Consider the following 1,114-nt stretch of genomic DNA (forward strand, 5'->3'; position numbering starts at 1 on the left):
TATTGACCCGAAACGGTAAGGTTCCGCGCTCGTTGATCCGGGCGTGACGGATCTGGTTGGGGACGCGCGTCGGCTGTCGCCGAAGGCCCAGGAAGCTCTGCGGATGCGGGCGGTTGCGGCGCTTCGCGCGGGCCGGGACCGACGCGAGGTGGCCGAACTCCTCGGCGTGACCGTGGAGTCGGTGACCGACTGGTGGGCCGCCTGGCAGGCCGGCGGCCGGGAGGCGTTGGTGTCCAAGACCCGTGGCCGGCGGGTGGGCGAACATCAGGTACTCGATCCGGACCGGCAGCAGTGTGTCCGACAGGCCCTGATCGACCACCGACCTGAAGACCTCGGCCTGGGTGGGCAGTTGTGGACCCGCGCGATCGTGTGCGACCTCATCGTCCTGCTCTACCGGGTGCGACTGACCGAGCAGGGCGTGGGCAAGTACCTCAAGCGCTGGGGGCTGTCGTTCCAGCGCCCGGACAAGCGCGCGATCGAGCAGGACCCGGAAGCAGTCCGCGCCTGGCGCGAGGAGACCTGGCCCGCGATCCGCGCGAAGGCCCGGGAGGAAGGCGCCGAGGTGCTGTTCGCCGACCAGACCGGCGTCCGCTCCGACCAGGTGTCCGGCCGGACCTGGGCCCCGCGCGGCCAGACGCCGACTATGCGCCGGACCGGCAACCGCTTCTCGGTCAACGCCATGTCCGCGATCAGCCCGCGGGGCCGGATGTGGTTCACGGTCTACCGGGGATCGTTCACCGCCGAGGTGTTCTGCGGCTTCCTCGACCGCCTGAACAAGCAGTTCGACCGCCCGGTCCACCTCGTCGTCGACCGGCACGCCGTCCACCGCAGCAGGAAGGTCCGTGCCTGGCTCGCCGATCACCCCGGCCGCATCACCCTGCACCTGCTGCCCGCGTACGCGCCCGAGACCAACCCGGACGAGCTGGTCAACGCCGACCTCAAGCGGACCCCGCTGCCGGCCTCCCGAGCCCGCAATGCCGACCAGCTCGCCGACGAGGTCCGCCGCTTCTTCCGCCGCCGACAGAAGCAGCCGCACATCGTCCGCGGCTACTTCCACGGCCCGCACGTCCGCTACATCACCGAAATCCCGGAAATTTAGCGTTTCGGATCAATA

General features: G+C 69.9%; 1 protein-coding gene. It reads left to right on the forward strand.

Translation table 11 applies throughout. From position 1 onward, the window contains the following. Nucleotides 1-43 precede the first annotated feature (43 nt). Complete coding sequence (locus ACZ6NC_RS41975; protein WP_465739155.1) at nucleotides 44-1,099, forward strand: IS630 family transposase; 1,056 nt, start codon at nucleotides 44-46, stop codon at nucleotides 1,097-1,099. Nucleotides 1,100-1,114: the final 15 nt, after the last annotated feature.

Source organism: Kitasatospora sp. NPDC041988, assembly GCF_055588525.1.